Source organism: Streptomyces sp. NPDC056738 (assembly GCF_042790435.1).
Lineage (GTDB): Bacteria > Actinomycetota > Actinomycetes > Streptomycetales > Streptomycetaceae > Streptomyces.
Genome location: NZ_JBHTZF010000001.1, coordinates 694,150 through 720,025 on the forward strand (window position 1 = coordinate 694,150; position 25,876 = coordinate 720,025).

Genomic DNA, 25,876 nt, shown 5'->3' on the forward strand with positions numbered 1-25,876 from the left:
CTCGGAACATCCGAGGGGCTCTCTCGCATTCCGGACCGGTCAGCTCGCGGCCGGGACCGAGTGCCCGGAAGGTACCTTCGCGGGCTTGGGGTTGAGCATGCGTTCGGCCAACTCGCCGAAGGCCAGGCCGAATCCGCCCCACAGGACGGTCTGGATGGCCAGGGCGGAGAGCCTGAAGCGCCACAGCAGCGTGGCCGGGAAGTCCGTGGGGACCTCGTTGACGGCGGGCAGGAACGCGTAGGCCAGGCCGATCACCACGGCGAACGCGGCCACCGCGACGACGGTGGCGTACCAGGCGCCCAGAGCGGGAGCCAGGCGCTTGCCGAGGATGGTGGCGGCGACGGCCAGCAGCACGCTGAGGACCATCATCAGGAAGTACAGGGCGGTCCGCTTGCCGATGGTGTCGGGGTCGCCGACCGACGGCGGGTTGGCCGGGTACTTCAGGAACGGCACGACGTACACGGCGAGGAGCGCGGTCCCGGACAGCAGGAGCGCGGTCGCGCGCGGGCCGAAGCGGCCCACACGGCCGAGGGCGAAGCAGTAGGCGAGCGCCGCGATGCCGCCGAAGGAGACGCCGTAGACCAGGACACCGGTGGCCAGGCCCGCGGTGGACTGGAGGCTGCGGGAGACGAGTTCGACCTCGTGCCCGTGCGCGTGGGAGTGCGCCTCCTCGAAGCCGATGGCGCTGTCGACGCTCGGTTCACCGAGCAAGTAGGCGACGACCAGGGCCAGTACACCGGCCGCGAGGCCTGCGAGCATGCCGCGTACGAGGAGGTTTCTTACCGTTGCGGAGTTCATGACGAGTGCTCTTCCTCGCGTCAGTGGCAGGGGAAGCCGAGCAGGTGGCGGGCGTCGTGCACCCACTCGTGGACGTCCTCGCCGGAGACGACGGAGGTGGCGCCCTGTTCGGCGCCGACGAAGTACAGCAGGACCAGCATCAGGATGCCGAAGAAGGCCGCCCAGGGGACGATCGCGCCGATCGGCAGCTTGGCGGGGAGAGCGGGGGTGGTGGCTGTCGGCGGAGCGACGGTCTGCGCCATGGCAGGACCTCCTCGGGAGTTCGCGTCCCATCTCGGTGGTGCACAGGATGCCGCCTACGGGTCTGACTCACGAGGTCCCGGCGTGGCCGGGACGGCTCGTTCACAGTGGCGCGACCGTGCCGGATTTGCACCGGCTTCCGTCTTGACGTCATCGATATCGGACCGACCGTACCGCGTGGCGCGTACCTGGCCAAGACCGCGCCGACCGGGGTGATCTTCCTCTCGTCCCAGGTGACACGCCCGTCCTCAGCCTTCTTCCGCCCCCGCACCCGTGCCGGACTCGCCCTCGGACAGCCCGAGTTCACGCTCGCCCAGCGGCGTGAAGAAGCGCTCGACGTCGGCGTCGGTGACCTCGGCGAGTGTGGCCGGGAACCAGCGCGGCCGGCGGTCCTTGTCGATGATCTGGGCCCGGACGCCCTCCACCAGGTCGGGGGCGGACAGGGCGGCACAGGAGACGCGGTACTCCTGGTCGAGAACACGCTCCAGCGATCCGAGCCGCCGGGCGCGGCGCAGGGAGGCCAGCGTGACCTTCAGAGCGGTGGGCGAGTTGCCGAGCAGGATCTCCGCCGTCTCCTTCGCGGCCGGGTCGTCGGTCGCGAGCAGCCGCCGGACGATCTCCTCGACCGAGCCGGCGTCGTAGCAGGCGTCGATCCACCCGCGCCGCTCGGCGAGTTCGGCCGGCGGGGCGGGCCGGGCGTGAGCGGCCACGGCCTCGGCCACGGGCCGGTCGGCGAGGTCGGACACGAACCCCTGGAGCGAGGAGGCCGGCAGGAAGTGGTCGGCGAGGCCGCACAGCAGCGCGTCCCCGGCGCCGATCGAGGCGCCCGTCAGGGCGAGATGGGTGCCGAGTTCGCCCGGGGCGAGGGCGAGCAGACGGGTGCCGCCGACGTCGGGGACGAAACCGATGCCGGTCTCGGGCATGGCCACGCGCGAGCGCTCGGTGACGATCCGCACGCCGCCGTGGGCGGAGATCCCGACGCCGCCGCCCATGACGATGCCGTCCATGACCGCCACGTACGGCTTGGGGTAGCGGGCAATGCGGGCGTTGAGGTGGTACTCGTCGCGCCAGAAGGCGGCCGACGCGGTGCCGTCCGCGTCGCGCGCGTCGTCGTGGACGACCCGGATGTCGCCGCCCGCGCACAGGCCGCGCTCCCCGGCCCCGGTGATGACGACGGTCTCGACGGCGGGGTCGTGTTCCCAGGCGGTGAGCGCCCGGTCGATCCGCCGCACCATCGCGTGGTTCAGGGCGTTCAGCGCCCTGGGCCGGTTGAGGGTGATGCGGCCGACGCGTCCTTCGGTGCGCAGCAGGACGGATTCCTCCACGCCGGAAGCCTGGGGGCCGGACGCCTCGGGGCCGGATGCCTGGGAGCCGCTCATCCGAACGCCTGCGCAGGGCGACGGGTCACGATGACGCGCATGATCTCGGTGGTTCCTTCCACGTCCCGGCCGCGCGGGTCACCACGGCCTCCGAACCACCGTACCCACCACACCCGTCCCGCGATCGAACGGCCCGCGCGGTCAGTTCCTCCGGCCTGGCTGCGGCGAGGACACGGATCACACGTCCACCGGGAGCCTGCGGAGCGAGGTGTCACCGCCGTCCGGGACGCGGCCCCTCGGCACCGGAAGGACGACACCAGGGCGCCGGCGACTTCGGCCCCCGCCCCGGCCACCGGGCTGACGGCGGTGGGGTGCGTCGGCGCCGGGCGGGGCGCAACCGCTCGAGCACGTCTCGCCTCCAGGCCGCCAACTGCCCCAACTACCCCAGTTTCACGACCCGTTCGACCGTCCCAGGCCCTGTCGTGGAACCGATCAGGTGTACCCAGGCGCAACCGAGCGTGGCTCTGGTCCAGGTGGGGAATGGTTGGCTGCGTGGGCGGGGTACCGGCGTGGTGTGCGATCACGGAGCACCCATCGAGGCTGGAAACGATCACCGATGGGAGGGTCGGCGGGGTCTGGCCGAGGGGCCTGCCCGGCGTGGCTCGGGCTGCAGGGAGTCCGGTGTGGAAGCCGCCGCCGATTGCCCGTGCACGGGTGAGCCGAGGGGATGCTGCTGATGATTGACCCAGGTCTGGCCGCGCGGGCACGGCATCTGCTCGCCCATCACCCGCAGCGACTCTCCGATGACGAGTTCCTCGCCGAAGCCACAACGCTCCACGACCTTGTAGAGGACCCTCCTACCGAGCAGCCGGCCCACGAGGCGGTCTTGTTGCGACGCCGGATGACGCAGATCTGGTCACGGTCCGAGCAGACCGCGATGCCACCCGTTGAGTTCCGGTATGGACTCTTTCGTGCGGGGCACCTCGACGAGCCCGGGCCGTTCCGGCAGTTGAGGGGGCACCTCTACTGCGCGACGGTCAAGTTCCATCGCGCGCTGAGCGGGGAGCGGCGGTGCCTGCAGTCGGCCGAGATGCACTGCCGGGATGCCCTCCTGATCGGGGGCCAGAACAGCGCGCAGCGGCACCCGAGCTGGACCGAGGCCGGGGACGAGAGCAGGATGACGCTCGCAGCCATCCTGTGCTGCCTCTACGAGCAGGACCGTGAGCTCCTGGCCGCCGGCGGACCGACGGCCCAGCGCATCCGCGCCTACGTCGACGAGGCGATCGCACAGACCGAGCAGCCGCCGGCCATGCCCCAGATGATCCACTCGTGGCGTGCCGTGCGTGGGCGCGCGCTGGTGTACCGCTGGTCCGACGCCGACCCCGCAGTCCGTGATGCTGCCGACATCGAAGGGGGGATCTCACTGCTGGAATCCGCTGCGGCCCAGCCGGGCCATGAGGGGCTCGGGAGCCAGAAGCTGCTTGCGGATGCCCTCATCGAGCGCCGCGGCCACGACGACCTGGTGCGGGCCATCAAGATGCTTTCCGCGTGGATCCACCAGGTACCAGCGGAAATGGCGCCTGCGGCGGAGCAGAGCCTCGCCCAAGCCCGTATGTTGCTCAGCGGCGACGATCAGCTCTTCGACGCGTCATACAGGGATGCCCTCGCAACCGGTCGGCTGCGCATCGCGTGGGACACGAAGACACAGCACGCCGGCTGGCTGCGGACGGCGGGCAGGACACGCGAGGCGGCACATGCCTACCTCGCGGCCTTCCAGGTGCTGCCTGGACTCGTCGGGCTTCAGGGCGAGCGCCCGGACAAGGAAGTGGTTCTCCTTCACACCGGTCGCGCTGCGTCCACTGCCGCCACCGACTTGATCCGCTCCGGCAGCCGTGACGATCTCATTGCCGCGGTCATGCTGCTGGAGGCATCCCGGGCGGTCATGCTCGGCGAGATGCTGGACCTGAGCGGGCCTCAGGCAAAGCCGGGCGGTCCCGAGCGAGCTCGGCTGGCACGACTGTCGACCGAAATCGTGGCCTTGGAGAATGGCACCGCCGGTGGGCAGCTCAGTCCCTGGCAGATCGCCGAACGCCTCGAGCGCGCGTACGGCGACCACGCCGCACTCACCGGGAACGGCACACACGGCCCACCCACGGTGGAGGTCGCCGGGCAGTCGACGTGGCGTACCGTTTGCCGGGCCGCGCAACCGGCACCTCTGGTGTACTTGACCGCCGGCGACAGCGGCGGCGGTGCGGTGATCGTTCCCAGCGGTCTCGCCGCCAAGAATCAGCAGCCCATCGGGATCAGCCTGCCCCGCCTCGACCACCCGACCGTGCTCCAACAGGTTGCCCTCCTCCGGCGGATGGACGAGTTGCAGGGGCAGAACCTGGATCCGAAGACGGGCGAATCTCGGATTCAGATCATGACGCGGGTCCTGGAAACGCTGTGGGACTGCGCCATGGAGAAGGTCGTGGAGGAACTGGGCGGTACGCGGCTGGCGGTTCTCCTCGCAGGTGGTCTTCTCGGCATGCTGCCGCTCCATGCCGCCGGCGAGATGCCGCAGGAACGACCGCAATCGTGGCGCTTCGCGCTCGACTCCATGGCGTTCACCTACGCCCCGACCGTGGCGTCCATGACCTGGGCACGCGCACACCGCAAGGATGCCTCCCGGTGGAAGAGCCTTTTCGTGCTCGCTCCTCCGGACGACTCGCCCAGGCCGATGAGCCGCGAGGCCGAGCTCGAAGCCCTCTCCCGGCTGGACGGTCTGGTACTTGAGAAGATCGACACTCTGGAAGACCGCAGGACGATCATGGGGGCGTTGAGGCGCCACGACGTCTTCCACTTCGCAGGCCACGGCTGGCCCTCCGCGACGGACCCGTTGTCCGGAGGTTTGTATCTCTCCGCAGGGCAGACTCTCCAGGTCGCCTCGTTCCTGGCAGAGCCCCCTCTTCCGGGCCGCGTGGCGATGATCCCAGGATGTTCCACCGCCATGATCGGAGACCATCTGCCGGAGGAGAGCGTGGGGCTGCCCACCGCGTTGCTCCAGGCAGGCTTCACCGACGTCATGGCGACGCAGTGGAGCGTCGAGGGTGGCCTGATGGCCGGTTTGATCGACGGGCTCTACCGCCGGTGGCGGGAGCCGGGAACGCACCCCGCCTTCGCTCTCGCAGGGATTCAGCGTGAGCTGTTCCGCACCGGCGACAACGGCCGGCCCCTTCACCCGCTGTACTGGGCGCCCTTCACACACACCGGGGGGTGACCGTCCCACGAGGGTCGCCGACCGCCCGTGCCCGCCGCGGGGCCAGGCGGTCGGCGCACCGTCACTGCGCGGCCGTACCTCCGGAGGCGTCCGACGGCTGCTGGGACGGCGCCTCGTCCGCCGGGGGCGCTGTAGCCACCGGGGGCGCCACGGCCGCCTGCGGAATGTGAGTCATCTCCGCGGGGGTCTTCTCGGACTGGCCGTGGCCACGGCCGTCGGTGTTGTCGAAACTCGCGAAGCCCGGCGCTCGCTGGTCGTCGTCCCTGCTCACGTTGTCCTGGGTCATGTCCCCGGCTCACCCCAAATCACTTCCATGAAGCTGATCTCCTCCCAGGAGATCAGGATTCCGATGTTCCGCAGCTGAGGGCGGTGGTCCGTCCCGAGCACGAACAGGCCGTCCTCGTTGCAAATGGCCGTGTCGCAGAGGTAGAGATCCTGCGGCTCGGGATACCCGGAGGCACGGGAGTCCAGGAAACCTCGCGCGTCACGCGCGAACGCCCCCAGGACCCAGCCGTTGCAGCCGCCCGCCGTGTCCTTGAGCCGTAGCCGCAGCCACAAGCTCGGCTGGTGTCCGAACAGAGCGTCCCAGGCGCGCGGCTCGGGCGTCCGACCGTGAACGCGAAGCGCCCAGCTCCGGTTCCTTCGGATACCCGCCCCGACCACACTGCCCGCGAAAAGCGGAAGGACCAGGTAGGGCAGCGGTGCCCACCACAGCATCCACGGCACAGGTGGCCGCGTCAGTCGTCCACCCGCCCAGACGTCCTGGTAGAGCCACAGCGACAACGGCGCCAGAGCGAAGTGGAAGAACACCGACACCGCGGCCACGCGGAGCGCGCGATCAGCGAGTCCGGCACGCGTGATCCCTGTCTGCCGCTCCACGGCGAAGATGTAGAGGGCCCCAGGAAGGACCGCGATCACAGTCACCGCCAGCGCCTCGAACGTGCTCACAACAAGGCCCCCGCTCTGGAGCCCCCTCCGACTCCGGCCACGCGTGCATGCGGCTCAACGCTCCTGCCCCGGCGCTCCACACAGACCCCGAATCCCGGACTGCCAACGATCAGAGGCGGATCTGGAACGCCCACCTGACATCGTTCCGACGAGGATGCTGACGGCACATCATCATCGAATCTTGACCACGACAGTGCCACAGATCTTGTCGGCGAACGTCTGACCCTTCACATCCCACGTCGGCCGCAGATAGCCGATCATCGTCATGGAGTCCGCGAAGTGCGCCAACTGACGGAGGATCGCGACCCTGAGACCGATCGGTGCGAAGTCGCGTTCACGGACCAGCTTGATGCCGACCAGCTTCATCCCGATGGTCTGCCCCTTTGCGTGCTCATGCAGAAAGGTAGCCGCACTTACGATGGACAGCACGCCGGAAATCGTCTGCAGAGTTACCCCGATGCCAATGTCTCGCAGCAGGGTGAATGCGAAGAAATCCACCGGGATGAGCTCAATGGTGAGGCCGATGAGTAACGCCCCTACGCGAGACCCCCAGCTCGCGTACATCGGCCTGATCGGAGCTCGCTGAGGTGGATACGGCACCGGATAGCCGGGATAGGGAAGCGCTCCAGGATACGGCGGCCCGGGATAGGGAGCTCCAGGATAGGGAGGCCCGGGATAGTTGGGCCCGGGAGGGGGAGCTCCGGGGTAGGGATACGGGTCGGGCCCCCGGCGCCCGTCTGGATTGTATGGGTTGTATGGGTTGTATGGGTTGTACATGCGTCCCCCCGGACCATATTCGCCATGTACACGACGGCCCACGTGACTCCAACCGCCCGCGCCAGTCAATTCAACCGCAAAACCGGTGCCCGCAGGCGAACTCATCCAGAACAGCCGGTATTTACTATCTTCAGGTGATATGAGATATCGGATCGGCGACGGTGGTGAGAACATCATGGGCATGACTGATACGGATGGAGCGACGCACAGGAGGAGCCGGGCTGCAGCCGACGGCAAGAGACGCGTCTTCCTCGACATCGACGAAACCGGATCCGGCTGGATGTTCGTCGTGGTGGCCGCGCCGACCGGCGTCATCTACCAGACTCAGGGCGGAGGTCACGGCTGCATTCCCTACGAGCAGGAAGGCTACCTGCTGCCCTTCTACGTCCCCGGTGCGGACGCCGGCCTGAGCGATCTGTTCGTCGGTGACCTCAAAGGCTGGGGATCGAGACAGTTCGACTGGCCGCGAAACCTGCTCGACCGGCTACGCCGAGAGGTCGCCGACCTGCACATCTGGGGGTCGGCCAACCAGGATGACCCAGTGCCCACTCCGCTGGTCCTCGACGAGTCCCGACTCGCGGAGACCGACGAAGCCTGGATTCCCGTTCTGACTCCGGACGGGCCGGGGTTTCTCGTCTGGCAGAACTCCGACTGACGTCCGCTCAGGACCGACCGTATCCACCGCACCCGTCCCGCGATCGAACGGCCCCGCGCGGTCAGTCCTCTTCGGCGTCCTTCAGCACGTACAGCCCCGGCAGGTTGACCACGATCGCCTCCTGGGTGCTGCGGGCGATCACGACGACCGCCTCCTCGGCGGGGTCCGGGTTCTCCTCGCGGTGCGGCACGAACGGCGGCACGAAGATGTAGTCACCGGGCGAGGTGCGCAGCCGTACCTCCTCGGGCGTCTCGCCGGCGTCGTCGAGGAAGACGAACTCGGGGTGCCCGCTGACCACGTAGATGGCGGTCTCGGATGCTCCGTGGTGGTGGTCCGAGGAGGCGGTGGAGGGGGCGACGTGGGTCTGGCCCATCCACAGCTTCTCTGAGCCGACGGTGGTGCCGCTGACGGCGGCGAATCTGCGCATGCCTCCGCTCTGCGCCGTGTCGCCGTCGAGGGCGTCGGCGCGGATGTGGTGCAGGCGGCTGCGCAGGGGACGTTCGGACTGCCCTTCGGCGTCCGGGAGATGGGGGTGGAAACCTTCGCCGGGGGTCGTCAACGGCTCGCTCATGGACGGGGACGCTAGAGCGGCCCGGAAAAGGATGTCAAGAGGTATCCATTGCGCTTCACCTGCGGCAATGTTCCCGCAATGAACGTGGGGAACCGGTGGAGACCCGCTCGGCGGACAGCGTGTCGGGCATCATGGGCCCATGCATATCTCCGCGAAGGCGGACTACGCCACGCGGGCTCTCCTGGAGCTCGCCCGCGAACCGGCCAGCCCGCTCACCTGTGAGGCGATAGCGTCCTCGCAGCAAGTCCCGTTCCGGTTTCTGAAGTCCGTGGTGGGCGAGTTGCGCAGGGCCGGACTGGTACGCAGTCAGCGTGGCTGCGAGGGCGGCTACTGGCTCGGCCGGCCCGCCGACGAGATCACCCTGCTGGACGTCGTACGCGCCGTGGACGGCGAGCTGATCACCCTCCGGGGCGAGCCGCTGGCCGGGCTCGACTATCCGGGGCCCGCCTCCGGGCTCCCCGGGGTGTGGCGCCGCATCGAGGCGGACGCGGCGGCGGTGCTGGGCGGCACGACCCTGGCCGCGCTGCTGCCCACCGGGACGGCCGGGCGACTGGACCGCAAGGGAGCCGCGTGACCCGCGCTCCGCACCGGACCGGGCCGGACACGGTGAGGACGGATGACGGTACGGACCCGGCGCCGGTGGTGGACTCCGCGGACACGACGCAGACGGCGGAGGCGGCGGGCGTGGTGGAGGTCGTGGAGTACACCGACCCGCTGTGTCCCTGGGCCTGGGGCTCGGAGCCGGTGTTCCGAGGGCTGCGCGCCGCGCTGGCGGGCCGGGTGCGCTGGCGACGCGCGTACTGCGTCCTGTTCGATGACGACGACGACCCGCCGCCCGATCCCGCGGCGGAGACCGCCTGGTACGCGCGGTACATCGAGGACGTCGTCGCCCACACGGGCGCCCCGCGGGCGCGGCGGCTGAGCCGGGTCGCGGCGAGTTCCTGGCCGTCCTCGCTGGCCGCCAAGGCCGCGGAGCGACAGGGCGGCGAGGTGGCCGAGTGGGTGGTGCGGCGGCTGCGGGAGAGCGTGTTCGTGCTGGGGGAACCGGCGGACACGGTGGCACTGGCGCTGTCCGCGGTACGGGGGGTGCCCGGCCTCGACCATGAGCGGCTGGCGTCCGACGTGGCATCAACCACCGTACGGGAAGCGGTACTTGCCGACCGTGCCGAGGCGCGGCGGCCGGTCGCCGAGGTGCTGTCGGTGCGCGGCGGCTCGCCGCATCCCGGTGCCGCGAAGGAGACCGCCGAGGGCGGGTACCGCTACGCGCTGCCGACGCTGCTGGTGCGCTCTCCCGCAGGGCTGCGCGTCGTCCCGGGCTGGCGGCCGTACGAGGAGTACGCGGCGGCGTTCGAGGAGCTGAGCCCCGGGCTGCTGACCGTGCCCGCGCGGCCGGCGCCCTCGGAGGCGCTCGCGCGGTACCGGAGTCTGACCGGCCCGGAGGCGGCGGTGCTGAGCGACGGGCCGTGGCCTCCCCGGGACGCCGTGCGCGTCGAGACCGGCAACGGCCCGCTCTGGCTGCACCCCGACGAGGCCGCCGTACACCCGGCCCGCGACCTCGGCACGCCTGCCACGCCCTGACGTTGCTCGGCCCGGACGGTCCGATCGGTCCTCCGGTACCGCCTGGATGACGGTCTCCCGACACCGCCCGGATGACGGTCCTCCGGCCGGAGCCCTGACGGTCCCCGAGGGTCGCCGGCCCGGCGGTTTCCAGCCGCCCCGGATGACGGCCCGCGGGCCGGTGCTCGAGCCGTCGTGACCGGCGCGAGGCGCATCCGCGCACCTCCGCGGCCTTCTGATCAGCGGTCAGAACCCGTCCCGCCCAATGAGACACCAATTGGTGTCCATTGACAGCCGCCGAGAACCGGCCCCAGGATGTGCACCATGCTTACGACGCACCCCGCCGTGGAGTGCCGCTACGTGGACCTGCGGCGCACCTGCAGCGCTCTCTGTCGCTGACCGCCCGCCAGCCGCGGCCCCCAGGCGCCTGACGTCCGTCCCGCCGACTCCGGCACCGGCCCCGAGCCGACCCGCCGTCCGGCCCCCGTCATCGCGCGCCGTCCTCCCAGCGTTTCGTCGTCTCCGCTCCCCCGGCCTCCCGGCCCTCCCCGCGATCCGCCGACGCCTCCTGCCCTGAACGCGGCATGCCCCGTGCGCACCGAAGCGCACACCGGCATGCGCCTCTCCGGCATGCGCGGCGTCCGTCCGCGGGGTGAGCCGCCCTCGCTCCGCGCTGCGCCGCTCCGGCGTGGGCGGGAGCCTTCGCAGAAAGAACTCCGATGCCCGGACGTCTCACGCCCCGCACCCCCGCCACGGCCTTCCGCTCCGCCCCGCGACCCGGCCGGCTGCGCGCCGCCGCCCTGGGCACCGCCCTCGCCACCGTGCTCGTCCCCGCGCTCGCCGCCTGCGGCGGCGAGAGCTCCGCGTCGGCCGGCTCCGCCGCGCTGAAGTGGACCTCCTCCTACTTCCCCGCCCACTGGGACCCGGTCGTCAGCGGAAGCGGCGCCCAGTTCCGCGAACTGGCCCTGGTCTACGCCTCGTTGACGCGGACGGACGAGAACGGGAAGGCCGTCCCGGACCTGGCCAAGAGCTGGGACTACAACGCCGAGGGTGATGTGATCACCTTCCATCTGCGGCCGAACCTGAAGTTCAGCGACGGCGCGCCGGTCGACGCCGCCGCCGTGAAGGCCGCCATCGAGCGGGCCAAGAAGCAGAAGAACTCCGCCCTGTTCGGCGACCTGACCTCGATCACGTCGGTGGACGCCAAGGGTCTCGACGCGGTGATCCACCTCAGCCAGGTCGACTACCAGATCCCCCAACTGCTGGGCGAGCGCGTCCTGCAGATCGCCAGCCCGAAGGCCGCGGCGTCCCCGGACAAGCTGGACCAGAGCCCGGTCGGCGCGGGCCCGTTCATCGTCACCCAGCTCGTCCCGGGCACCAAGGCCGTCCTGAAGAAGAATCCGGACTACTGGGACGCCAAGAACATCCACATCGACAACGTCGAGCTCAGCTCCGCCCCCGACGCGTCCACCGTCGTCTCCGGACTGCAGACCGGCGTCTACAACTTCGCCGACATAGCCCCGAGTCAGGCCGAGGCGGCCAAGAAGGCCGGGCTCGACGTCTTCGTGCAGCCCGGCTTCAACGCCTCCAACCTCAGCCTCAACACCAACAAGGCGCCGTTCGACAACGACAAGGTCGTCGACGCGGTCCGCTACGCGATCAACCGTCAGGAGTTCGTCGACAAGCTGACGTTCGGCTACGGCTCGGTGACCAATCAGCCCTTCCCCAAGGGATACGTCGCCTACGACCCGGAGTCCGAGAACGCGTACGCCTACGACCCCGCGAAGGCCAAGAAGCTGCTGAGCGAGGCCGGTTACAAGGCGGGCGCCCTGAAGCTGAGCCTGGTCATCCCGGCCGAGGACCCGCAGGCCGAGATCGTGCAGGCGCAGTTGGCGAAGGTCGGCATCACCGTCACGATCAGGATCGACAAGAACTGGGCCACGCCGTTCTTCGCCAAGAACCTGACGTTCTCGCTGTACGGCACCACCGGCCGTGACTCCGCGGCGCAGACCCTCACGGCCCACTTCGGCCCGAACGGCCCGCTCAACCTCAGCTCGCCCTACGAGCCGGCCGGCTTCGAGGCGGCCATCGCCAAGGTCCGCCGGACCCCGCTCGACTCGCCGGACTACGCGAAGGTCCTCCAGGCGGCGACCCGGGCCGGCCTCAAGAGCAAGGCGCTGGTGTTCACGTACTCCTCGCCCAATCTCATCGCCAAGAGCAAGTCCATCTCCGGCCTGCCGAAGAACCCCGCCCACATCGACTGGACCGGCGTGACCATCGCCGGCGGCAACTGACACCCCGCCCACGACAGAGAGGGGGCAACCCATGACGACGACGGTGGCAACGGCCCCGCCCGACGTCCGTCTCCCGGCCGCCGCGGCCAGAACCCGGCACACCCTGGGCCGCGTCCTGGCCACCCTCGCCCGGTCGGTCGCGATCTTCGTGCCCGTCTTCCTGGTCGCGACGTTCGTGACGTTCGCGCTGCGGTCGCTGAGCGGGCTCAGCCCGGCACGCATCCAACTGGGCGAGGAGGCCACTCCCGAGGCGGTCGCCCGCGTCGAGGCGCAGTGGGGCCTCGACCGGCCCTTCCTTGTCCAGTACGGGGACTGGTTCGGCGACGTCCTGCACGGCCGACTCGGCACGAGCTGGACCAACGGCGCCGACATCTCCACCCTCATCGGCCTCGGCCTGGGCGTGAGCCTGTCGGTGGCGACGTTCGCGCTGATCATCGGAGTCGTCGCGGGGTTCGGACTCGGCACCCTCGCGGCGCTGCGCCGCACCACCTGGGTCGACCGCGCGATCACCGGCTTCGTGACGGTGATCTCGGTGATGCCGGCCTTCGTCGTCGGCATCGTGCTGGTCGCGGTGTTCTCGGTGGGACTGCATCTGTTCCCGTCCGCCGGATACGTCCCGGCGGACCAGGGGTTCGGGCCCTGGCTGGCCCACATCACGCTGCCCGCGGTCGCGCTGAGCTTCGACGTCGTCGCCGACGTCGCCCGCCAACTGCGCGGGGGGCTCGTCGGGGCGTACGGCGAGAACTACGTGACGGGCGCGGTGGTCCGCGGGCTCGGCCCGCGCCGGATCTTCTTCGGCCATGTGCTGCGCAACGGCATCGGTCCCGCGCTCGCCACCCTCGGCCTGAAGTTCCCCGCCCTGGTCGGCGCGTCCGTCGTCACGGAGTGGATCTTCGGACTCCAGGGCTTCGGACGCTTCGCCAACGACTCCGCGCAGGCCGGGGACGTACCCGCCGTGCAGGGCGTCCTCGTGGTGTCGATCGTCCTGGTCGTCGCGTTCAACCTGCTCGTCAACCTGGTGCTGGCCCGCGTCACGCCGGCCTCGCGACGGGGGGTGTGACCATGGTGCGCCGCGTTCTCGCCCTCACCTCCGGCCGCATCGCCCTGGCCGTCCTCGCGGTGATCGCCGTGCTCGCCCTGTTCGGGCCGCTGCTCGCACCGCACAACCCGCTGGCCACCGGTGACCACCCGCTCGCGGACGCGTCCGGCGCCCACTGGCTGGGGACCGACTACCTCGGCCGCGACGTGCTGAGCCGGCTCCTCGACGGCTCCCGCGTCAGCGTCCTCGGCTCGCTGGAGGTCGCCTTCACGGCCCTGGCCATCGGCGCCGTCCCCGGCATCCTGTCGGTCCACCTCGGCCGGGCCTTCGAATGGGTCACCCTCCGGCTCGCCGACACGCTGGTCGCGCTGCCGTTCCTGCTGTTCGCCGTCGCCGTCGTCGCCCTGCTCGGCAACGGTCTCACCCAGGCGATGCTGGTCACGGGGGCGCTGGTGTCCCCGTTGTTCTACCGCGTGGCCCGCGCCGCCACCCTGTCCGTCGCCCGTTCCCCGTACGTCGAGGCCGCGATCATCGCGGGTGCCTCGACCGGCTGGATCGTTCGCCGTCACATCTGGGCCAAGGTGCTTCCGCCCATCGCGGTCGCGCTCGCCCAGACGGTCGGCGTCGGGTTCGTCATCGTGTCGAGCCTGACCTTCCTCGGGATCGGGGTCCAGCCTCCCGCGCCCACCTGGGGCGGCCTGCTCGCCTCGGATCTGGGCTATCTGACCCAACAGCCTTGGGCTCCGCTCGTACCCGCCCTGCTGATCATGATCACGGTCTGGGCCTGCAACCTCCTCGCCGACGCCATCCGTGACGTCTCCGGCGAAGCGGGCCAGACGCCGGCCGCCGGCCGTGGCACGCGCGCCGGCCGGCGTGTCGAGGCCGACCCCGCTCCCGCTCCCGCCGGAGGTGCGCGATGACCGCCCTGTCCGAGAAGCTCCTCGCCGAGGCCGAGAACACCACAGAGATCACAGAGACCACAAAGACCGCGGATACCACGGGGACCGCGGAGGCCGCGGAGTCGAGGGAGGCCGCGGAGACGCGGGAATCCGCGCAGGCCGCCGGTGCCGTTCCCGGTCCCAGTGCCAGTGCCAGTGCCAGTGCCAGTGCCGTTCAGGGTGCCGGTGCCCTTGCCGGTGCCGAGGAGACCGCCGCCGATGCCGGTACCGGAGAACCGCCGCGCTCGCAGGCCCCCGTGCTCTCCGTACGCGACGTCCGCATCGGCGACCCTGCCGCCGGCCAGGACATCGTCCACGGCGTGAGTTTCACGCTCACGCCCGGCCGGGCCGTCGGCATCGTCGGCGAGTCCGGCAGCGGAAAGACCCTCACCTGCCGCGCCGCGCTGGGCATCCTGCCCTCCCCCTTCGCGATCACCGGCGGCTCGGTGGAGATCGACGGCGGCGACATCGCCGGACTGTCCCCCGCACGGTGGACCGATCTGCGGGGCACGACGATCAGCGCGGTCTTCCAGGACCCGGCGTCGTATCTCAACCCGTCGATCAAGGTGGGGGCCCAGATCGCCGAGGTCCTGCGGGTCAAGAAGGGGCTGAAGCGGCGCGCGGCGCGCCGGCGGGCGGTCGAGCTGCTGCGGTCGGTGCACCTGCGCGACCCGGAACTCGTCAGCTCGCAGTACCCGCACGAGCTGTCCGGCGGCATGCTCCAACGGGTCCTCATCGCCGTGGCGATCGCCGCGGGACCACGGATCCTCATCGCCGACGAGGCCACCACCGCGCTCGACGTCACCGTCCAGGCCGAGATCCTCGACCTGCTCGCCGATCTGCGCGAACGGACCGGGCTGGCCCTCGTCGTGGTCTCCCACGACCTGGCCGTCGTCTCCCAGCTCTGCGACGAAGTCCTTGTGATGCGCCACGGCGAGGTGGTCGAGCAGGGCCCCACGGAGGAGGTACTCCACCGTCCGCGCCACGAGTACACCCGGCTGCTGATCGCCGAACACCAGCAGTACGGCCTGGAGAAGTTCCTCGCGCCCGGGGAGGACGCATGAGCACCGAACCCGTCCTGGAGGTCACCGGCCTCGAAGTGCGCTACGGACCGCGCCGGCGGCGCCGGAACGCGCTGCGCGGTGTCTCGCTCACCGTCTCGCCGGGCGAGACCGTCGGGATCATCGGCGAGACGGGATCGGGCAAGACCACCCTGGCACGCGCCGTGCTGGGCCTCGTCCGCGCCTCCGCGGGTTCCGTCGTCCTGGACGGCGAGGACGTCACCGCGTACGGCGGGCGCCGGTGGCGGGCGCTGCGCCGCCGCGGTGTGATCCAGTACGTCTTCCAGGACCCGCTGCGCAGCCTCGACCCGGATCTCACCGTCGAGGCCTCCCTGGCCGAACCGCTGCTGGTCCGCGGGGTCTCCCGCGAGGAGGCGGCTCGCCGGGTCCGCGCGTTCCTCCCCCGCGTCCAGTTGTCCGAGGACCTCCTCGACCGGCTGCCCGGCCGGCTCTCCGGCGGACAGCGTCAACGCGTCGCCGTGGCCAGGGCGTTGGTCACCGAGCCCCGCCTGGTCATCCTCGACGAGCCGGTCAGCGCCCTGGACTCCGCCAACCGGGTCCAGATCCTGCGCATCCTCCAGGAACTCCGCGACGACGGAGTGGCGCTCGTCTTCATCTCGCACGACCTCGGTTCCGTCGCCGGGGTCGCCGACCGGATCGCCGTGCTGTACCAGGGCGAACTGGTCGAGACCGGCGCCGCCGGCGAGGTCATCGCCCGGCCCCGGCACCCCTACACACGCCTGCTCGTCCGCTCCGCGCCCACGCTGCACGCGGCTCCGGCCGACCGGGCCGAACGCGCCGCCCTGCGGGCCCTGCTGAACGTCTGAACCCCTCGAAGAGACAGGAAGAAAACGCCATGCCCCGCACCATCCATCTCGCCCTGCACCCCTACGGCGTCGGCGGTCCCGGCCAGCACGGTCTGTGGAAGGACCCGCGCGTGGCGAAGAACGCCAGCATCGACATCGACTACTACATCCGGCTGGCGAAGGCGGCCGAACACGCCCTCTTCGACGCCCTGTTCATCGTCGACAGCCAGTTCATCAACGCCACGTACCCGGCGCACTATCTGAACCGCCTCGAACCGCTGACCCTGTTGTCCGCGGTGGCCACCCACACCCGGCACATCGGCCTCGTGGGCACGGCGAGTTCGACGTACAACTCGCCGTTCAACCTGGCCCGCCGGTTCGCCTCCCTCGACCACATCAGCGGTGGCCGGGCCGGCTGGAACGTCGTCACCAGCTTCGACACCGGTACGTCCCGCAACTTCGGACTCGACGAACACCTCGACTACACCACCCGGTACGGCCGCGCCCTGGAGTTCGTCCAGGTCGCCCGCGGCCTGTGGGACTCCTACGAGGACGACGCGTTCCCGGCGGACGTGGCCCGGGGCGTCTTCCTCGACCCGGCCAAGCTGCACGCGCTCGACCACGAGGGCGAGCACTTCAAGGTGGCGGGACCGCTCAACCTCTCCCGCTCCCCGCAGGGCCAGCCGGTCATCTTCCAGGCCGGGGTCTCCGAGGAGGGCCGCGACCTGGCGGCGCGGGTCGCCGAGGGCATCTACGCGCCGGGCGGGACGCTCCAGCAGGCCCAGGAGTACTACACCGACATCAAGCGGCGCACCGCCTCCTACGGCCGCGACCCCGAGCACATCAAGATCTTCATCCACGGAAGCCCGGTCGTCGCCACCACCGACGAGGCGGCCCGGCGACGCGAACGGGAGATCTTCGAGGAGGACAACGACTTCGACCGCAACCTCGCCCTGCTCGGCCGGTCCTTCGGCGCGTACGACTTCAGCGCGCACGACCTCGACGCGCCGTTCCCCGACGTCGCGCACCTCGCGGAGAAGGGCGGCCGCACGGGCGCGTCGGCCCTCATCGAGCGGGCCCGCACCGAAAACCTGACGCTGCGCCAGGTCGCCGAGTCCGTCAACCAGTTCCGGACCTCGCCGTTCGTCGGGGCCCCGGAGACCGTCGCCGACACCATCGAGAAGTGGTTCGACGCCGGCACCTTCGACGGCATCAACCTCGCCTTCCGCACCGAGGACGAGCTGAACCTCTTCGTCGACGGCGTCGTCCCGATCCTCCAGAAGCGCGGACTGTTCCGTACCGAGTACGCGGCAGACACCCTGCGCGGCAACCTCGGCCTGCCCGTGCCGGCCAACCGTCACACCCGCGAGCCGCAGCTCGCGAACGACTGAGATCCCACCGCGACCGGCCGGTGGAGCAGGACCCGTCCTCCACCGGCCGCGCCCGGCGGCCCCCTCACCCGGGAACCGTCCGGCACGGCGCCCCGAAGAGAGACGACCCGCACGGAAAGGCCGACATCCCATGACGAGCGAGCGACCACGCTTCAGGCTCGGCTTCCTCACCCACGTCCAGGGACGCGATCAGGACATCGCCCGTACCTACCGCAACGCGCAGGAACTGTTCGCCGTCGCGGACGAGCTCGGCTTCGACGTCGGCTGGGTGGCCCAGCACCACGTCGCCCTCGGCGGCGGCGGACTGTCCTCGCCCTGGACCTTCCTCGCCCACGCGGCCGCGAGGACCACCCGGATCCGGCTGGGCACGGCCGTCACCGTGCTCCCGCTGGAGGACCCGGTGCGCCTCGCTGAGGACATCGCCACCGTCGACGCCCTCAGCGGCGGCCGCGTCGAGATCGGCGTGGGCAGCGGATCGAGCGCCCTGGAGTACGCCGCGTTCGGCCAGGACGCCGACCGCAAACGCGAACTGACCAGCGAGAACCTCGACGTCCTGCGGCGGGCCCTGGCCCACGACGAGGTGGGCACGGCCGGCTTCCGCATCCAGCCGCGCCCCGGTGGCTTCGACCGCCGCGTCTGGCAGGGCGTGTTCAGCGCCCAGGGTGCCTCGTACGCGGCGCGCCGCGGCTCGAACCTGCTGCTGAACCGGGCCGCCTACGGGTTCGACTCCCCCACCGACGAGGTTCAGCGGCCCTGGGCCGACGCCTTCCTCGCGGCCTGGGACCGGCCGCACCGCCCGCGCATCGGCCTGTCCCGCTTCATCTTCCCGGCCAAGGACCGGCGCACCGCGCTCAGCGCCATCGGCGACGACGTGCACCGGGCGGCGCTGCGCATGGCCGAGAGCGGCGCGTTCCCCAAGGGCCTCGGCAGGGACGAGGCGCTGCGCCGCTTCCACTCCTTCTACGGCCATCCCGACGACGTCGTCGAGGCCCTGGGCCGGGAGAAGGTCCTGCCCGTGGCGACCGACCTGATCGCGCAGTTCAACCCCGCCGTCCCCGACCACGACGCCGCCGTCCGCGCCCTCGAACTCATCGCGACCGAGGTGGCGCCCGCGTTGGGCTGGAAGCCGGCGCACACCGGCGAGTCCGCACCCGCACCCGCACCCGCACCCGCACCCGCAGGAGCCTGAGATGACCCAGTACACCGACCACCACGGGCCCGAGGGGCTCCTCGTCCGCGGCACGATCCTCGTGGTTCCCGGCCGCGGCGAGACCCGGGCGACCTACGCGCGCTTCGGCGGACGGCTCGCCGCCGACGCCTACCGGGTCCGGGTGGTCGACCCCCCGGCCCTCGACGCCGGGGACCCGGCCGCCTCCCTGACCGAGCTGGAGGCCCGGCTCGCCGAGGCCGTCGAGGACACCGCCTCGCCGGACGGTGTCGCCCGGCCGGTCGTCCTCGTCGGGGCGGACTCGGGGGCACTCGCGCTCGCGGCGCTCCTCGGCGGGGCCCGGACTCCGGCCGCCTGGTGGCCGAACGCGCTGGTACTCGCCGGGCTCCCCGGCCCGTCCGCGAGGACCGCTGGCGCCGGCGGGACATGGGACGCCGAGCTCGACGTCCGTACCTCGTGCCCCACCCATCGGGGCCGCCTCAGCCAGGACCCCGGGGTACGGCGCGGGTCGCTCGACGACGCGCTGCCGGACTCCCTGATCGGCGCGGCCTACGACAGCGAGTCGCCCCTGCCCACGCTGCTGCTCGTCGGCGACTCCGATCCGCTCGCCGACGACGAGGCGCTCGCCCGCCTGGCCAAGTCGCTTCCCCTGGCGCGTCTTTCGGTGGTCCACGGCGCTCACCACGACGTCCTCAACGACCTCCAGCACCGTTCGGTGGCGGCCGAGGTCGTCAGCTTCCTGGAAGCACTCCGGGGGGACCTGCGGCCGCAGGTCAGCGTGCGGTCCAGCGCCTGGTGACCGGCCCGCCGGGCGGGGCGCCGTATGCCGCCGTCGAGCTCCCGTCCCGCCCGGCACCCCGCACCCCGCACCACGACCACGCACGCCGGCACCGCCACCTTGCCATCGCCACCGCCGCCGAACCGCCCACTCCCCCCCGGCAGTTCGCCGCACACCCGCCTCACGCAACCGAATCCCGACCCGGAAGGTCCGCCATGGCCACGATCGTGTCCGTCTCCGGAAGCCCCTCTCCCACCTCCCGCACCACGCGCCTCCTGCGCCACCTCGACGACCGGCTCCGCCTCCAGGGGCACGAGGTCATCCCCTTGGAGGTCCGTACGCTGCCCGCCCACGCGCTCCTCGGAGCCGACTTCCGGCATCCGGCGATCGTCGAGACGGCGGCCCTGTTCGAGAGGGCCGACGGCGTGGTGATCGGCACGCCGGTCTACAAGGCGGCCTACTCCGGCCTGCTGAAGTCGCTCCTCGACCTGCTCCCGCAGTACGCGCTGGCCGGCAAGACGGTGCTGCCCCTCGCCACGGGCGGCAGTACGGCCCATGTCCTCGCGATCGACTACGCGTTGCGTCCGGTGCTGAGCTCCATGGGCGCGTCGCACATCGTGCCGGGCTGGTTCACTCTCGACAAGGACGTCACCGCGGACGCCGACGGCGCTCCCGTGATCGCGGCCGCCGCGGCCCAGGCGCTGGAGCAGGTGACCGACCACTTCTCGGCAGCACTGGGCGGCCGTACGACCGCACTCGCGTCGACCGGCTGAACCGGTCCCCCGGCATCGCCCCGCGTCTCGGGAATGTCAGTCCCCGATGCCAGGCTGGAGCCATGAAATACATGGTGCTGATGTACGCCGATCCCGCCGCGACCGAAACGATGACGGCGGAGCAGCGGACCGAGGTGTTCCGCCGGCACGAAGCCCTCCACAAGGATCTGGAGGGCTCGGGCGAGCTGCTGAACGGAGCGGGGCTGGCCTACCCGCGCGACACCACGACTCTGCGCTGGAGCGCGGAGGGGCCGGCCGTGGCGGACGGCCCGTTCGCCGAGGCCGACGAACACCTCACCGCCTACTACGTGATCGAGTGCGCGACCCCCGAGCGGGCGCGCGCCATCGCCGAGCGTGTACTCGACTTCCACGTCGTGGCGGTGGAGGTGCGGCCGATCCACGACGTGTTCGGCATGGGGGACGCCTGATCGCACACCCCGTCCCCGCGCCGCGTGCGCGGTCACCGGAGGCGGCTCTGCGCGGGGACGGCGCGGGAGGCTGATCCGGGCAGGGCAGCCGTCCGGACTTCAGTGCGGGCCGCAGGTCAGCCGGTAGGCCTCCTGGATCCAGGGTTCCTTGGTGTGGGGGTGCACGCCGCAGGCCAGGGACGCACCGGAATGGCCGAACCAGGTGGTGACGCTGCCGTAGACGTCCTGGCCGGCGCAGGTCACGGTGAAGCTCGCGTCGACGGTCTGGACTCCCTCGGCCTCGACGAAACGCCCCGCGTGCCCGAGGAAGTCGGTCCTGACGGGGGTGCGCGGACGGTCGGCGGACTCCTTCCCCGGGGCGGCCAATTCCTCGAGGTCCCACCACTTGAGGTGCTTGGCGAGCGCGGCGAGGACCTGACGCTCCGACACGCGGTCGTCGCTCGTGCTGACCTGGGGCACTATGGTGCGCACGAGCCCGGGGTGGAACGTGACCCAGCCGTCGCTCTTGCTGACGTTCACGACCGGTGACACCTCTGTGAGTCGCCGCTCCCGGTGGACCGAGGTCCACCGGAAGGCCCCGCCCGCGCAGGACGGTGCGGAGGCGGTGCCCTTCGTCCGTGCCCCGGCATCGGTCGTCTTCCCTGCCGCCGACCGGTCCGTGGCCGTCGGTCGCTCCGTCGCCGTCGTACAGGCCGTCGCGGACGGCATCACCGCGCACAGCAGCGCTGCTATCGCCCACCCGTGCCGTCGGGTCATCCCGCTGCGTGCCATGCGCTGCCGTTCCGCTCGTTCGAAGGCCGGCCCCGGCCGTTCCGGCCATGGGTCCAAGATCCGGGAGCCTGCGAATATAAGCTCTCTGACCAGCCAAAACGGAGTTCGTGATGCAGTCGTGACGCTCGGGCGCGATGTTCGTGGCGCCCGGGTGGGCACGACGGGACGGGCGGGCCGCAATCACGGCCCGCCCGTCCCGAACGTCACCCGGCGGTCGACGCCGGCTCACCGCGTGCGCCACTCCTCGGCCAGCAGTTCGTACGACCGCACCCGGTCCGTGTGTCGGTGGGTGATCGTGGTGATGAGCAACTCGTCGGCCCCGGTCGCCTCCTGGAGCTGTTCCAACTGGCCGGCGACCCGCTTCGGGGAGCCGACGAACTGGGTGTCGAGACGGTCCTGGACGAGTGCCCGGTCGGCGTCCGACCAGGTGTGGGCACGCGCCTCGTCCGGGGTGGGGAACTGGATGGCGCCCTCGGCGGTACGGATGCTGCGGACCCACAGGCCATATCCCGTGGCGAGTTCGCGGGCCTTCTCGTCGTCCTCGGCGACCACGACGTCCGCGGACACGCTGACGTACGGCTTGTCGAGGACGTCGGAGGGCTGGAACGTGGCCCGGTAGCCCTCCACCGCCTCCAGCACGGTCGCGGGGCTGACGTGGTAGTTCGCTCCGAACCGCAGGCCGTTGCGGCCCGCGACCTCGGCGCTCTGCCCGCCGCTGCTGCCGAGGATCCAGACCTCCAGATCGGCGCCCTCGCCCGGGACGGCGTGCGCCTCGACGCCGTCCGTGGAGCGGTAGGTGCCCGCGAGCAGCGCGAGGATGTCGTCGATCTGCTCGCCGTAGTCCTGCGACTCGGCGTGGGGCTGCTGGAGGAGGGTGCGCTGCAGGGCCACCCGCGGTGAGCCGAGAAGGTGTTCGTAGGAGAAGCGGGCCGGTATGCGGAGCCCGTTGGGGGCACGGCCGTCGACCACGGGGGTCGCGGTCGCCGGCGGGGCGGCGGACTTGCCGGACGGCCGACCGCCGGAGCGTCCGAGGCCCAGGTCGAAGCGCCCGGGGTGCAGCGCGTCGATCAGGCCGAACTCCTCGACCGTGGACAGGGCGGTGCGGTGGCCGAGTTGCACGGCTCCCGCGCCGAGCCGGATGGTCGAGGTCGCGGCGGCCGTCAGGCCGAGGACGACGGCGGGCGAGGTTCCGGCGACACCGGGGTTGAGGTGGTGTTCGGCGAACCAGTAGCGGCTGTATCCGAGGTTCTCGGCCCGCCGGGCCAGGTCGATGGAGTTGCGCAGGGCGTCCGTGGCCGTGGAACCCGAGGAGATCGGGATCAGGTCGAGAACGCCGAGAGGGATGTCGGACATGTGCGGAGGCCTCCTCAGCGCTCGGCGGCTGTGCGGATCGGTACGGGAACGGGCTGCGTCGGCGACGTCACGACGCCGCCCGGCCGGCGTACGCCTCGGCGTCGGGGTGGGCCAGGCCGAGGTGGTCGCGGAGGGTGGTGCCCTCGTACTCGGTACGGTGGACACCGCGTTCCTGGAGGAGCGGGACGACCTTGTCGGCGAAGGCGTCGAGGCCGCCCGGGGTGATGTGCGGGACGAAGATGAAGCCGTCGGAGGCGTCGGCCTGGACGAAGTCGTTGATGGTCTCGGCGACCGTGGCCGGGCTGCCGACGAAGGCCTGCCTGCTGCCGGTCTCGATGACGAGGTCGCGGATGGACCACTTGTTGGCGGCAGCCCGCTCGCGCCACTCACGGACGGTGGCCAGCGGGTCGCGGTACATGCGGACCTGGGCGCGGCCGCGGGCGACGGTGTGTTCGCCGAGGTCCGGGTCGATGTCGGGAAGCGGGCCGTCGGGGTCGTACGCGGACAGGTCCCGGTTCCAGACGAACTCCAGGTGCTTGATGGCGGTCGCACCGCTGACCTGGAGGCGCCGGACCTCGCGGGCGTGTTCCTCGGCCTCGGCGTCGGTGTCGCCGAGCACGAAGGTCGCGGCCGGCAGGATCAGCAACTGGTCGGATCGGCGGCCGTACCGGGCGAGCCGCGCCTTGACGTCCGTGTAGAAGGCCTGGCCCTCCTTGAGGGTGGAGTAGCGGCTGAAGATGGCGTCGGCGCTCGACGCGGCGAACTCGCGGCCCTCCTCGGAGTCTCCGGCCTGGAAGATCACCGGGCGGCCCTGCGGGGAGCGCGGGACGTTGAACTGCCCCTCGATGTCGAAGTGCTGTCCGTGGTGGACGAAGGCTCCGGCCTTGGCGTCGTTCAGGAAGGTGCCGCCCGCCCGGTCGGCGAGGATCTCGTCGCCGCGCCAGGAGTCGAAGAGTTCGTTGGCCGTGGCCAGGAACTCCTTGGCCCGCGAGTAGCGCTCCTCCTGCGGCAGGAAGCCGCCGCGGCGGAAGTTCTCGCCGGTGAAGGCGTCCCAGGAGGTGACGACGTTCCAGGCGGCGCGTCCGCCGGAGAGATGGTCGAGGCTGGCGAACTGGCGGGCCACCTCGTAGGGCTCGTTGAAGGTGGAGTTGATGGTGCCGGTCAGGCCGAGGTGTTCGGTGACGGCGGCCAGGGCGGCGAGGACGGTGAAGGTGTCGGGCCGTCCGACGACGTCCAAGTCGTAGATGTGGCCGCCCTGTTCGCGCAGCCGCAGGCCTTCGGCCAGGAACAGGAAGTCGAACTTCGCGCGTTCGGCGGTGCGGGCGAAGTGCGCGAAGGAGCTGAACTCGATGTGGCTGCCGGCCTCGGGGTCGCTCCACACGGTGGTGTTGTTGACGCCGGGGAAGTGCGCCGCGAGGTGGATCTGCTTGAGCGGCTTGCTCATGGTCGGGGGTCCTTCCGGCTCAGGCGGTGGTGGCGGCGTAGCGGTTCGCGGGCCGGGCGAGCCCGAGCAGTCCGCGCAGGGTGTCGGCCTCGTAGGCCTGCCGGAAGGCGCCCCGGCGCTGGAGTTCGGGCACCAGTCCCCGCGTGATGGCGGGGAGGTCGTGTCCGGCGACGGCGGGCCTCAGCCGGAATCCGGACAGTCCCGCCTCGCTCAACTCCTGCAGCAGATCGGCGAGTTCGGCCGGGGTTCCGGTGAAGATCCGGGCGTCGCTCGTGTACGGGTGGCCCGCGAGGGCGTCCAGTCGCTCGCGGCGGGTCTCGGCGGCACCGGGGGTGTCGTCCAGGAAGACCACGAGGTCGCCGAAGACGTGCACGGTCTCGTCCGCGCGGCCGGCCGTGGTCTGTTCGGCGCGGATCTCCTCGACGACGGCGCGTGCCTGTTCGGCGTCGTGCGGGGTGACGTAGCCGACGTCGGCGGCCCGGGCCACCAGCCGGTACGGGACGGTGGCGTGGGCGAGAGCGCTGACGATCGGCTGGCCCTGGGGCGGCCGGGGGGTGATCGAAGGGCCCTTGACGCTGAAGCGGCGGCCCTCGAAGTCGATGTAGTGGAGCTTGTCGCGGTCGATGAAGCGGCCGGTGGCGACGTCGCGTATCTCCGCGTCGTCCTCCCAGCTGTCCCAGAGCCTGCGGACGGCCTCGACGTGGTCGGCCGCCTCGTCGAAGAGGTCGGTCACGAGTTCCTGACCGGCGGGCGTGCCGTAGTCCTCGAGGCGGAACGGCGGGAGCGTACGGCGTCCGAAGTGCGCGGCCTCGTTCTGGCGGGCCGAGACCTGGACACGCACGCCGGCACGGCCGGTGCTCACATAGTCGAGGGTCGCGATCGCCTTGGAGATGTGGAACGGCTCTGTGTGCGTGGTGACGACGGTCGGCACCACGCCGATGTGACGGGTCAGCGGGGCGATCCGCGCGGCGACGAGGACGGCGTCCAGGCGGCCGCGGACCTGGTCGGTGCGGCCGTCGGGCTCCGTGGGCGAGGAGGACTGGAGGCCGAGGGAGTCCTCGATGGTCACGAAGTCGAGCAGGCCGTGCTCGGCCTCGGTGACGAGATCGGCCCAGTAGGCGGCGGTGAGCAGCTCACCGGGCCGGGCGACGGGCTCGCGCCAGGCCGCCGGGTGCCATCCGGCGCCGTCGAGGGCCACGGCGAGGTGCAGAGGAGAGGGTGACGAGGACACGGGAGGTGCCTTCCTGATCGACCGTACGAGGAATCGCGCCCCGGCGAGCGGGGCGTGGCTGCGTGGGAACGGGTCAGGGGCGACAGAGCGCGCCGGCGACCCGCAGCAGATCGATGTGCGGCCGGCCGTACAGGTGCAGCGGTGGGGGCGCGAGCGGCCTCGGCGCGCGGCGGGACCCACGACGCATGTGTCCCACCTCCGCCCTCTCGGCCCGGTGCTCCCCGGCCCCTCGTCCGCCCGGCCCGTGCGGGTCCCCGCCGGGGTGCCGCACGGTCCT

General features: G+C 71.3%; 26 protein-coding genes and 1 riboswitch. Of the genes, 14 read left to right on the forward strand and 12 right to left on the reverse strand.

The window, feature by feature from the left end; genetic code table 11:
* Positions 1-39: 39 nt before the first annotated feature.
* The 3 genes from ACFRIC_RS02820 to ACFRIC_RS02830 all read right to left on the reverse strand — a co-directional run bounded on the left by ACFRIC_RS02820 (position 40) and on the right by ACFRIC_RS02830 (position 2,417).
* Positions 40-798, reverse strand: coding sequence for a CbtA family protein (locus ACFRIC_RS02820; RefSeq protein ID WP_382778685.1), 759 nt, complete (start codon positions 796-798; stop codon positions 40-42).
* Between the two features lie 20 nt (positions 799-818).
* Complete coding sequence (locus ACFRIC_RS02825; RefSeq protein ID WP_355775546.1) at positions 819-1,040, reverse strand: CbtB-domain containing protein; 222 nt, start codon at positions 1,038-1,040, stop codon at positions 819-821.
* A gap of 40 nt (positions 1,041-1,080) precedes the next feature.
* A riboswitch (cobalamin riboswitch) is annotated at positions 1,081-1,226 on the reverse strand.
* Positions 1,227-1,286: 60 nt separating this feature from the next.
* Positions 1,287-2,417: an enoyl-CoA hydratase/isomerase family protein gene (locus ACFRIC_RS02830; protein WP_382778686.1), complete on the reverse strand. Its 1,131-nt coding sequence runs from the start codon at positions 2,415-2,417 to the stop codon at positions 1,287-1,289.
* Between the two features lie 667 nt (positions 2,418-3,084).
* On the opposite strand from ACFRIC_RS02830, the gene ACFRIC_RS02835 reads away from it, so the two are divergent.
* On the forward strand, positions 3,085-5,616 hold the full coding sequence (locus tag ACFRIC_RS02835; RefSeq protein ID WP_382778687.1) for a CHAT domain-containing protein: 2,532 nt from the start codon (positions 3,085-3,087) through the stop codon (positions 5,614-5,616).
* A 61-nt stretch (positions 5,617-5,677) separates the two neighbouring features.
* Here the strand turns inward: ACFRIC_RS02835 and ACFRIC_RS02840 are convergent, their stop codons facing one another.
* The 3 genes from ACFRIC_RS02840 to ACFRIC_RS02850 all read right to left on the reverse strand — a co-directional run bounded on the left by ACFRIC_RS02840 (position 5,678) and on the right by ACFRIC_RS02850 (position 7,128).
* Positions 5,678-5,902, reverse strand: a complete 225-nt coding sequence (locus tag ACFRIC_RS02840) for a hypothetical protein (protein ID WP_382778688.1) — start codon at positions 5,900-5,902, stop codon at positions 5,678-5,680.
* Positions 5,899-6,564, reverse strand: coding sequence for a DUF6338 family protein (locus tag ACFRIC_RS02845; RefSeq protein WP_382778689.1), 666 nt, complete (start codon positions 6,562-6,564; stop codon positions 5,899-5,901). Before ACFRIC_RS02845 ends, ACFRIC_RS02840 begins: the two co-directional genes overlap by 4 nt.
* A 171-nt stretch (positions 6,565-6,735) precedes the next feature.
* A complete protein-coding gene (locus tag ACFRIC_RS02850) occupies positions 6,736-7,128 on the reverse strand; it encodes an RDD family protein (RefSeq protein WP_382778690.1) in 393 nt (130 codons plus the stop codon).
* 352 nt (positions 7,129-7,480) lie between these two features.
* On the opposite strand from ACFRIC_RS02850, the gene ACFRIC_RS02855 reads away from it, so the two are divergent.
* Positions 7,481-7,996, forward strand: coding sequence for a DUF6210 family protein (locus ACFRIC_RS02855; RefSeq protein WP_382778691.1), 516 nt, complete (start codon positions 7,481-7,483; stop codon positions 7,994-7,996).
* A gap of 61 nt (positions 7,997-8,057) precedes the next feature.
* On the opposite strand, the gene ACFRIC_RS02860 is transcribed toward ACFRIC_RS02855, so the two are convergent.
* Positions 8,058-8,567, reverse strand: coding sequence for a cupin domain-containing protein (locus ACFRIC_RS02860; RefSeq protein WP_382778692.1), 510 nt, complete (start codon positions 8,565-8,567; stop codon positions 8,058-8,060).
* A gap of 139 nt (positions 8,568-8,706) precedes the next feature.
* Between ACFRIC_RS02860 and ACFRIC_RS02865 the strand changes: the two genes are divergently transcribed.
* The 12 genes from ACFRIC_RS02865 to ACFRIC_RS02920 all read left to right on the forward strand — a co-directional run bounded on the left by ACFRIC_RS02865 (position 8,707) and on the right by ACFRIC_RS02920 (position 20,800).
* Positions 8,707-9,141, forward strand: a complete 435-nt coding sequence (locus ACFRIC_RS02865; RefSeq protein WP_382778693.1) for an RrF2 family transcriptional regulator — start codon at positions 8,707-8,709, stop codon at positions 9,139-9,141.
* A 68-nt stretch (positions 9,142-9,209) separates the two neighbouring features.
* Positions 9,210-10,145, forward strand: coding sequence for a DsbA family protein (locus ACFRIC_RS02870; RefSeq protein WP_382778889.1), 936 nt, complete (start codon positions 9,210-9,212; stop codon positions 10,143-10,145).
* Between the two features lie 698 nt (positions 10,146-10,843).
* Positions 10,844-12,418, forward strand: coding sequence for an ABC transporter substrate-binding protein (locus ACFRIC_RS02875; protein ID WP_382778694.1), 1,575 nt, complete (start codon positions 10,844-10,846; stop codon positions 12,416-12,418).
* Positions 12,419-12,449: 31 nt separating this feature from the next.
* Positions 12,450-13,478, forward strand: coding sequence for an ABC transporter permease (locus ACFRIC_RS02880; RefSeq protein WP_382778695.1), 1,029 nt, complete (start codon positions 12,450-12,452; stop codon positions 13,476-13,478).
* 2 nt (positions 13,479-13,480) lie between these two features.
* A complete protein-coding gene (locus tag ACFRIC_RS02885) occupies positions 13,481-14,377 on the forward strand; it encodes an ABC transporter permease (protein WP_382778696.1) in 897 nt (298 codons plus the stop codon).
* The gene (locus ACFRIC_RS02890) at positions 14,374-15,459 is read left to right on the forward strand and encodes an ABC transporter ATP-binding protein (RefSeq protein WP_382778697.1); all 1,086 of its coding nucleotides are present in this window, start codon (positions 14,374-14,376) and stop codon (positions 15,457-15,459) included. Before ACFRIC_RS02885 ends, ACFRIC_RS02890 begins: the two co-directional genes overlap by 4 nt.
* Positions 15,456-16,283 carry an ABC transporter ATP-binding protein gene (locus ACFRIC_RS02895; protein WP_382778698.1) on the forward strand — a complete coding sequence of 276 codons (828 nt, stop codon included), beginning with the start codon at positions 15,456-15,458 and terminating at the stop codon, positions 16,281-16,283. Before ACFRIC_RS02890 ends, ACFRIC_RS02895 begins: the two co-directional genes overlap by 4 nt.
* A gap of 29 nt (positions 16,284-16,312) precedes the next feature.
* The gene (locus ACFRIC_RS02900; protein ID WP_382778699.1) at positions 16,313-17,653 is read left to right on the forward strand and encodes an LLM class flavin-dependent oxidoreductase; all 1,341 of its coding nucleotides are present in this window, start codon (positions 16,313-16,315) and stop codon (positions 17,651-17,653) included.
* A gap of 130 nt (positions 17,654-17,783) precedes the next feature.
* Entirely contained in the window at positions 17,784-18,842 is a 1,059-nt protein-coding gene (locus tag ACFRIC_RS02905; RefSeq protein ID WP_382778700.1) for an LLM class flavin-dependent oxidoreductase, read from the forward strand.
* 1 nt (position 18,843) lies between these two features.
* Positions 18,844-19,620, forward strand: coding sequence for an alpha/beta hydrolase (locus tag ACFRIC_RS02910; RefSeq protein WP_382778701.1), 777 nt, complete (start codon positions 18,844-18,846; stop codon positions 19,618-19,620).
* A 194-nt stretch (positions 19,621-19,814) separates the two neighbouring features.
* Entirely contained in the window at positions 19,815-20,372 is a 558-nt protein-coding gene (ssuE, locus tag ACFRIC_RS02915; protein WP_382778702.1) for an NADPH-dependent FMN reductase, read from the forward strand.
* Between the two features lie 62 nt (positions 20,373-20,434).
* Entirely contained in the window at positions 20,435-20,800 is a 366-nt protein-coding gene (locus ACFRIC_RS02920; RefSeq protein ID WP_382778703.1) for a YciI family protein, read from the forward strand.
* Between the two features lie 99 nt (positions 20,801-20,899).
* Here the strand turns inward: ACFRIC_RS02920 and ACFRIC_RS02925 are convergent, their stop codons facing one another.
* From ACFRIC_RS02925 to ACFRIC_RS02945, 5 genes are all read right to left on the reverse strand, one after another.
* Positions 20,900-21,319 (reverse strand): hypothetical protein, encoded by a 420-nt coding sequence (locus ACFRIC_RS02925; RefSeq protein WP_382778704.1) that lies wholly within the window; start codon positions 21,317-21,319, stop codon positions 20,900-20,902.
* A 477-nt stretch (positions 21,320-21,796) separates the two neighbouring features.
* A complete protein-coding gene (locus ACFRIC_RS02930; RefSeq protein ID WP_382778705.1) occupies positions 21,797-22,924 on the reverse strand; it encodes an MsnO8 family LLM class oxidoreductase in 1,128 nt (375 codons plus the stop codon).
* Between the two features lie 67 nt (positions 22,925-22,991).
* Positions 22,992-24,368: an NtaA/DmoA family FMN-dependent monooxygenase gene (locus tag ACFRIC_RS02935; RefSeq protein WP_382778706.1), complete on the reverse strand. Its 1,377-nt coding sequence runs from the start codon at positions 24,366-24,368 to the stop codon at positions 22,992-22,994.
* Between the two features lie 19 nt (positions 24,369-24,387).
* Positions 24,388-25,599, reverse strand: coding sequence for an LLM class flavin-dependent oxidoreductase (locus ACFRIC_RS02940; RefSeq protein WP_382778707.1), 1,212 nt, complete (start codon positions 25,597-25,599; stop codon positions 24,388-24,390).
* A gap of 73 nt (positions 25,600-25,672) precedes the next feature.
* Entirely contained in the window at positions 25,673-25,786 is a 114-nt protein-coding gene (locus ACFRIC_RS02945; protein WP_382778708.1) for a putative leader peptide, read from the reverse strand.
* Between the last annotated feature and the right edge of the window lie 90 nt (positions 25,787-25,876).